This window comes from Arthrobacter agilis (genome assembly GCF_002953615.1).
Lineage (GTDB): Bacteria > Actinomycetota > Actinomycetes > Actinomycetales > Micrococcaceae > Arthrobacter_D > Arthrobacter_D agilis_B.
In genome coordinates this window covers 2,962,023-2,969,311 of record NZ_CP024915.1, presented here as the reverse complement: position 1 = coordinate 2,969,311, position 7,289 = coordinate 2,962,023, and the positions used below count along the sequence as shown (strand labels likewise).

Here is a 7,289-nt window from a genome sequence, read left to right as displayed (position 1 = left end):
CGTGGAGCCATCAGCTCAAGGGCGCTCAGAGGCCGTCGGGAGGACTTCGAATCACGGTGCACATGAGAGGGGGTGCCAGCTGTCGCCGGCACCCCCTCCGATGAGTGTTGGCAGTTACTTGGTGGTCATTGGGCCGAATGTCGCGTCGATGTCGGCCATCTCCATATCGGCCGTGGCCTGGATCAGGTCGAGCAGTTGGGGGTCGAGCCCGGGGGCGAACTCCTCCAGCCGCTCGGGGGCGATCTCCGACGGCACGCCCTCGGGGGCCTGCTCGCTGGCGTCGAGGGTCGTTCCGTCGTGCGACGGGGACAACCCCTGGTAGATCTTGCCGGCCTCCGACTGACCCTTGAGATCGAAGGTGTACTGCTTGCTCTGCAACCCCAGGTCGAGGAGCTTCTTGACCTCGGGGAACTGCTCAGCGTTGGTCTTCGGGATCGGTAGCAGCGACTTCCAGTTCACCCCGAGGGTCTCGAGGGCCTTCGCGTAACCGTTCTCGTGGGCCTGGTCGCGGACGATCAGGTAGGAGATCGTGGAGCGGGCGGTCTTGTTGTCGGTCATCTCGTACATGCGGCACTTCTGCAGCCGGCCGGTCGCCTCGAGCATCAGGTTGTACAGCAGGTCAAGGGGAAGGTTGCCCGAGTTGTAGACGTAGCTGCCGCTCCAGGGATTGCCCGCCGAGTCGACAGGCAGTGCACCCTGTGCGCCCACGAGATAGTGGTGGATGTTGCCCTGGGACAGGGCCAGGTTCAACGGGATCGCGCCACCGGCCCCCGGGGCGTCCAGCGGATCCTCGAGCTTGCCCTGATAGCGGGGGGAGCCGTCGAGGAGCCGGGAGATCGTGGTGCCGATCAGCTCGACGTGGCTGATCTCCTCGGTGCCGATGCCCTGGATCAGGTCGCGGTAGGGCTTGGCGGCTGCGCCACGGAAGTTCATGCTCTGGAACAGGTACTGCATCATGGTGCGCATCTCGCCGAACTGCCCGCCGAGACCTTCCTGCAGGGCGTTGGCGGCGGCGGGATCCGGCTCGTCGGGGATGATCTCGTTGATGAGCTGCTGAACGTGGAAGAACATGGAACCTCCTGATGACAGGCGGAAAAGGAAGCCGCCTTACCTTCACCTTCCACCGCCGGACCCGAGACCACAAGTGGGCAGCGACCTGCTGCGAGGGAGTTCGAACGAATGCCTGGAGTGTGCACCAGCGCGCAGCGGTATCAGGGGCGAAGCACCTAGTCGTAGGAATGCCGACCTGGACGTTTACATGAGGGACAGGGTGAAGGAGAGGACGAAACCGGCGGCGGTGCTCATGGCTACTGCGGGTCCCCCGTGTTCATAGGCTTCGGGCATGAGGGTGTCGGCCAGGGACGCGATGACCGCGCCGGCGGCGAAAGCCAGGGGCAGTGAAATGGCTTCCGGGTCTGCCCCTGAGAGGGGACCGGCGCCGATGAGGACGGCGGCAACCAGGAGGACGGCACAGGCTCCCCATAGGCCGAGTATCTTCGACGTCGATGAGCCCTGGGAGCGCATGGATGATGCTCCGACGAGGGCTTCGGGGAGGTTGGAGACGAAGATCGCAGCCAGCAGGGCAAGGCCTCCGGTGCCTCCGCCCAGTGCCACGCCGAGGGCGACGTTCTCCGGGACCCCGTCGAGCGTGACGGCGGCGAGCAGGGCCAGGCCTGCCGCGCCGCGTACTGAGGCTTTGGACGCGGGATGGTCCGAAGCGGCAGCGTCGGTGTCCAGCTTCGCGCTGCCTTCGTGCTCGTCGGCCGGTGCGGGATCCTCGCCGGCTTGGGCCCATCGATCGAGCAGGGCGCTGAGGACGGTGAAGACGAGAGCGCCTGCAAGCAGGCCCAGTGCTGCCCGCCAGATACCACCCTGTTCGAAGGCGTCCTCGAACAGTTCGAAGGCCAGGGCTGTGATCAGAGATCCTGCGGCGAAGGACAGCAGGATTGCCAGCACCCTCTTGGGCAGGTTGAACCGCACACCGACCAGCGCCCCGATGATCAGCGCGCTGGAGGCCACCACACCGAACACGAGCGACATCATCATGCGGCCAGTATGCGACCACGACAGGGGCCAGGCCAACGACGACGGCGAGAAGCCCTTCTCTCAGGATCTACTTCGACACGCACTGCAGTGCGCCTTTCCACCTCCCGTCGGTAGTAGGGCGCTTCTCAAGAGTTCTCGGCGGCGTCACTCACACCGACAACAAGCCGTTCCTGACTTGGTTGCAGAGGAATCACGCTGATCTTCCGGCGCATCCGGATGCCGGCGTATGAACGTGAGTCCGCCGATCTCTTTCGAGCATCGCGTCGTCAGACGCCTTCGGTGGTGCACAGGTTCAGGAGCGCGGCGACCGGAGGCGTGAAGGTGTTCAGGTGCCGATGATGGTGAGCCAGCCGGCGAGGGCGAGGAGGGTGATGATGAGGACGGGGATGGTCAGGAGGATCCCGGTGCGGAAGTACTGGCCCCAGCCGATGTAGATGCCCTTGCGGTCCAGGACGTGGAGCCAGAGCAGGGTGGCGAGGCTGCCGATGGGGGTGATCTTGGGGCCGAGGTCGGACCCGATGACGTTGGCGTAGATCATCGCCTCCTGCGTCAGCCCGGTTGATCCCGCGGCCCCGATGGCGAGGGAGGCGATGAGGACGGTGGGCATGTTGTTCATCAGGGACGCGAGGACCGCGACGAGGACGCCGACGCCGAGCGCGGTGATGAGCACGCCGTTGTTGCTGATGGCCGAGAACACGCCGGCGAGTTCGTCGGTGAGGCCCTGGTTCCGCAATCCGTAGACGACGAGGTACATGCCGATGGAGAACAGGACGATCTGCCAGGGTGCTTCCTGCAGGATCCGCGGAACGGAGATCCGACCGTTCGGGAGCGTAGCCGCACCGCCACCAGCTGAGGAGGGGGACGCATCGTCGTTCACGTCCGAGCTGAACGTGCCAGAGGCCGGGTGGGCACTGTTCGCTGTGGCACCGGTGGGGCGGTGGGCCGCTCCGACAGTTTCGTAGTCGAGGTCGGCTGCCTGCCCTGCCGCATCGATCTCGGACACAGGTTCCTGCATCGCCGGGACGGGCATGCGTGGGAAGAGGAAGGCAGGTTTGCGGGATGCCACCAGCATGAGGACCACTGCGCCGACACCTGCCACGGCGGACAGTGGGATGTGCAGTGGTTCGGCGGCGAAGTAGCCGATGAGCAGGACTCCGAGAATGACCCACCCGGTCTTGAAGGTCAGGGGGTCCGCGATTGCCGACTCGGGTGTCTCGAGGGCGCTCATGTCGTAGGTGCGGGGGATCACCGTGCGGAAGAACAGCAGGAGAACGCCGAGGCTCGCGGCGACGGACACGATGCCGACCGGGACCATGACCGCGGCATAGCGGGCGAAGCTGATGTCGAAGAAGTCGGCGGTGACGATGTTCACGAGGTTGGAGACGACCAGGGGCAGGCTCCCGGCGTCGGCGATGAAACCGCAGGCGATGACGAATCCGAGGGACGCCTTCGCGGGGAATTTCAGGGCCAGGAGCATCTGGATGACGATCGGCGTGAGGATCAGCGCCGCTCCGTCGTTCGCGAACACGGCCGCGATCGCGGCACCGAGCAGGACGATGAGGGTGAAGAGCAGACGCCCGTTGCCTCTGCCCCAGCGGGCGACGTGCAGGGCCGCCCATGTGAAGAACCCGGATTCGTCGAGGATGAGGGAGATGATCACGATCGCGACGAACGCGAAGGTCGCGTTCCAGACGATGTCCCACACGACCGGGATGTCCGACAGGCTCACCACCGTGGTCAGAAGCGCGAGGACCGCGCCGCCGAGGGCGGACCAGCCGATGCCGAGGCCTTTGGGTTGCCAGATGACCAGGGTCAGGGTGGCGAGGAAGATCAGGACGGCGACCACGGTCATGGCAGTCATAGCAGCAGGGCTCCTAGCAGGAGGGCAGGAAAAGACGCACCGACGAACTCACCTGTGGGTGTGAGGTGAGGTTGTAACGGGCTCGGAAGCGAACACCGGGCGCCGGCAAGAGAACATGACCGTTGTCGCCCGGGTGAGAAGCCCTGGTGCTGGGGTCAGCGAGTGGTGAGGGTTGCGTGGAGGGCGGTGACGCGGTCGAGGATGTCGTCGCGGACCAGGCGCATCCGCTCGATCCCGTCGATGCCGCGTTCGCTGGGTTCGTCGGTCTCCCACCGCTCGTACAGAGTGCCTTCGACCTCGTCGACCTGCGCCTCGGCGCCGAGGATGACCACGAGGTCTGCCTGCTGCTGGTCTTCGACGGTGATCTGGCGGGGCACTTTCTGACTGATGTCGACCCCGACCTCCGCCAGGACCTCGGCAGACAGGGCATTGACGGAGGATCCGAACTTCGACCCGGCAGAGGCGGTGGTCACGGAGTCTCCTGCGACCTTGTCCATCAAACCGGCGGCCATCTGGGACTTCCCCCCGTTCTTCACACACACGAACAGGACAGAGGGCTTATCAGCCTTGAAACTCACAGGAATACTCACTTCTGGTCGGTAAGGAGGAAAGCAGGGGCCAAGCAGGATTCGGGAGGCTGGGGTGTTACTCGGGTTCGGTGAGGACGCCGGCGAGGGCGTCCAGAGCGCCGGGCACGATCGAGAAGTACGCCCACACGCCGCGCTTCTCGCGGTGCAGGATCCCGGCGTCGACGAGGATCTTCAGATGATGCGACACCGTCGGCTGCCCAAGGCTCAACAGCTCGGTGAGGTCACACACGCACGCCTCGTTCTCTGCGCTGGAGTAAATCAGGGAGACCAGACGCAACCGATTCGGATCGGCGATCGCCTTGAACTGCCTGGACAATGCTTCAGCCCGCTCCACGCTCATCGCGGGCGCCCCGGACGGTACGCAGCACGGGCCCGCATCAACCATCTCGATGGTCGCGAAGTCCTTGGTCGAAGCAATGGTTCGGGGCTCGGAAATCGCCGTCATGCCAGCCAGCATACCCGTACATCGACAACCGTCGATATGGCGCAGGCCAGGACCATGGGCATGTCGGGCGGGGGCCGGTGATCGACAGTGCGGGCGATGGCGCATCACGTGGCATCGAGGCGCAAAAAGGACGAGCAGTCCGGCGAGGAGCAAAGTGTGCACTACGGTGGAATAGGTCAGTAGGCTGATGATCGGCCGGGGCTTTTATCGATGTGATCGGGCCACTGCCTCGGATTCAGCATGTGGGACTCGGTAGTGGGGACGGTCGGGCTCGGAGGTCCAATGAACGGCCAGATACAGATCAGGCTGACGACGCTCGCCCTGGCGAGATCGCATTGCACGGTGAGTGAGCTGTGGGTGAAGTACTACGCCCTGGGCGGCAGCGTCTCCCAGTTCGAGGTCCAGGCCTACCTCGGCGGACTGCTCGTCCTGCATGGAAGTGAGCGGAACATTCTCGCCGATGCCATGAACGAGCTCCTCGAACACACGCCGGTGGACATCCGTGTTCCCCGCAGCGAGGAGGACGAACCTGCCGAAACATCCGGGGACTCCAAGCGGTCTCTGGGCGCCCTGGGTGCGTTCCTGTTCACGGCGGAGGAAGCCGAGCAGGAACGCCTCGACGCCGTCACCCGGACGAACCTGTTGGACTCACCAGGGGAGGCGCGCTTCGACCGGTACACGCAGCAGGCCAGGGATTATTTCCAGGTCAGCTCCTCCATCGTGGCCCTGATCGATGATCACAGGATGTTCCTGAAGTCTGTCCTCGGACCCATCGAGCAGAACCTGCCGAGGGAGATCACGTTCTGCAATGCGACCATCCGTAATGCGGGACCGCTGATCGTCCCGGACGCGCTCGAGGACGGCCGATTCAGCGCGAATCCCCTGGTGGTCGGGGAGCCGTTCATCCGCTTCTACGCCGGCTACCCGCTGCGCGGTCCGGGCGGATGGACCGTCGGGACCCTGTGCGTCATCGATCAGCACCCCCGTAGCTTCTCGGCGCAGGACGGGCGGTTCCTGCGCAGGATCGCCCGCCTCGTCGAAGACGAGATCAACGCCTGACCACCACGCAACACGGATCTCACATCGTCCATACCCCTGCCGCCTTGCCTCTGGGCCCTTCCGTGGCAGGTGCGTCGGGCATCTGTCGAGCGGCCCGCCGGGAGGTGCAGGCCAGGATCAGGACTCGAAGTGCGTGGTGACGGGTTCGTGCTGTCCGAGCGAGGCGAGGATGTCGACGGACAGGTCGCGGAGCTTCACGTTCCGGTTCGAGGAAGCGCGGCGCAGGATCGCGGTCGCTTCTTTCTGTCCGCACCGGTTCTGAGCCATGATCGCCCCGATAGCCATGTCGATACTGGTCCGGGACTCCATGGCCACCCGCATGTTCGCTGCCGCATCCGTGAGCTTCGCGACCCGCACCGCCAGACGCAGGGACTGGGACACATCCCGGGCGAAACCCTCGGCGACACGAATGCCCTTGTCATCGAAGGTTCCGGGTTCCGTGGAGTAGAAGTCCAGGCCGGCGCTCGCACCCTCATCCAGACGTATCGGTATCCCGAGTGCTGATCGCAGCCCGTGCGCTGCGATCGCTTCGCGGTACTCCGGGAACCGGGTCTCGGTGAGAAAATCCGGAATGTGGACCGTCACGCCCTCACGGGCTGCACGCAGACACGGTCCGTCGTCGAATCCGTACTGCACCTCATCAACCTGCCGGGCCCTGGCACTGCTGCTGGCCACGGTGGTCATGGATCGGGGCTGCAAAAGCGTGATCCCGCAGAAAATGTCCCCGTAGCGCCCTGTGAAAGCCTCCGCAGCGACACTGACGAGCCCGGTCAGGAACTCCTGGACGTCATCGCTCTCGAGCACCATGTTCTGCAGCTGAGCGGTGATGGTGTCCCGCTCGGCCTCACGGGCCAGTTCGTTCTCGTCCGGCATCAATTCCTCATCCACGTATCGGTCGGTAGAAAAGGCTCGCTGCTGAACCAGTGGCCACCTCAAGCGCTCATCGAATGCTACGGCAATCGCACCGAAGCCCATCTCCACGATGCCTCAAGCGCCCTCAGCGACGGCCGCAGAACCCGCCGTCCGCGTCCTTGTCATTGCCGGCTGCGCGACAGTGCGCCCTGGTATGTCGACCCTGGCCGTCTCCGCGACGAACGCCAGACGTGCCGCGCCGATCATGACAGCTGAGGTGAAGCCGTGAGGGAGGGTGCGTGCAAGGGGAGGCCTTCAGGAGTGCTGTGGAGTGCTGTGGAGTGCTTCAGTCAGTAGCTGCGGCAGCAACTGGACGCCCTGATGACGGATGAACAGGGGGGCCATGAGCCACACGCAGATGCAGGCGCCCGACCCA

7 protein-coding genes are annotated in these 7,289 nt (G+C 64.9%); 1 reads left to right on the top strand and 6 read right to left on the bottom strand.

Features of this window, described 5'->3' with window-relative positions:
- Nucleotides 1-114: 114 nt before the first annotated feature.
- From CVO76_RS14480 to CVO76_RS14460, 5 genes are all read right to left on the bottom strand, one after another.
- On the bottom strand, nt 115-1,071 hold the full coding sequence (locus CVO76_RS14480) for a manganese catalase family protein (protein WP_208739876.1): 957 nt from the start codon (nt 1,069-1,071) through the stop codon (nt 115-117).
- 183 nt (nt 1,072-1,254) lie between these two features.
- A complete protein-coding gene (locus CVO76_RS14475) occupies nt 1,255-2,046 on the bottom strand; it encodes a ZIP family metal transporter (RefSeq protein WP_208739874.1) in 792 nt (263 codons plus the stop codon).
- Nucleotides 2,047-2,371: 325 nt separating this feature from the next.
- Nucleotides 2,372-3,907 (bottom strand): arsenic transporter, encoded by a 1,536-nt coding sequence (locus CVO76_RS14470; protein ID WP_208739872.1) that lies wholly within the window; start codon nt 3,905-3,907, stop codon nt 2,372-2,374.
- Between the two features lie 155 nt (nt 3,908-4,062).
- A complete protein-coding gene (locus CVO76_RS14465; protein ID WP_244186006.1) occupies nt 4,063-4,497 on the bottom strand; it encodes a low molecular weight phosphatase family protein in 435 nt (144 codons plus the stop codon).
- A gap of 55 nt (nt 4,498-4,552) precedes the next feature.
- Nucleotides 4,553-4,942, bottom strand: coding sequence for an ArsR/SmtB family transcription factor (locus tag CVO76_RS14460; protein WP_432206106.1), 390 nt, complete (start codon nt 4,940-4,942; stop codon nt 4,553-4,555).
- A 282-nt stretch (nt 4,943-5,224) separates the two neighbouring features.
- Between CVO76_RS14460 and CVO76_RS14455 the strand changes: the two genes are divergently transcribed.
- Nucleotides 5,225-6,001, top strand: coding sequence for a GAF domain-containing protein (locus CVO76_RS14455; RefSeq protein ID WP_208739871.1), 777 nt, complete (start codon nt 5,225-5,227; stop codon nt 5,999-6,001).
- A 117-nt stretch (nt 6,002-6,118) separates the two neighbouring features.
- Here CVO76_RS14455 and CVO76_RS14450 read toward each other — a convergent pair whose 3' ends face one another.
- Entirely contained in the window at nt 6,119-6,976 is an 858-nt protein-coding gene (locus tag CVO76_RS14450) for a GAF and ANTAR domain-containing protein (protein ID WP_244186342.1), read from the bottom strand.
- Nucleotides 6,977-7,289 lie beyond the last annotated feature (313 nt).

Coding starts and splice junctions, on each gene's coding strand:
- CVO76_RS14460 (WP_432206106.1), bottom strand. CDS start 4,942: ATGACGGCGATTTCCGAGCCCCGAACCATTGCTTCGACCAAGGACTTC.
- CVO76_RS14480 (WP_208739876.1), bottom strand. CDS start 1,071: ATGTTCTTCCACGTTCAGCAGCTCATCAACGAGATCATCCCCGACGAG.
- CVO76_RS14450 (WP_244186342.1), bottom strand. CDS start 6,976: ATGGGCTTCGGTGCGATTGCCGTAGCATTCGATGAGCGCTTGAGGTGG.
- CVO76_RS14455 (WP_208739871.1), top strand. CDS start 5,225: ATGAACGGCCAGATACAGATCAGGCTGACGACGCTCGCCCTGGCGAGA.
- CVO76_RS14475 (WP_208739874.1), bottom strand. CDS start 2,046: ATGATGATGTCGCTCGTGTTCGGTGTGGTGGCCTCCAGCGCGCTGATC.
- CVO76_RS14470 (WP_208739872.1), bottom strand. CDS start 3,907: ATGACTGCCATGACCGTGGTCGCCGTCCTGATCTTCCTCGCCACCCTG.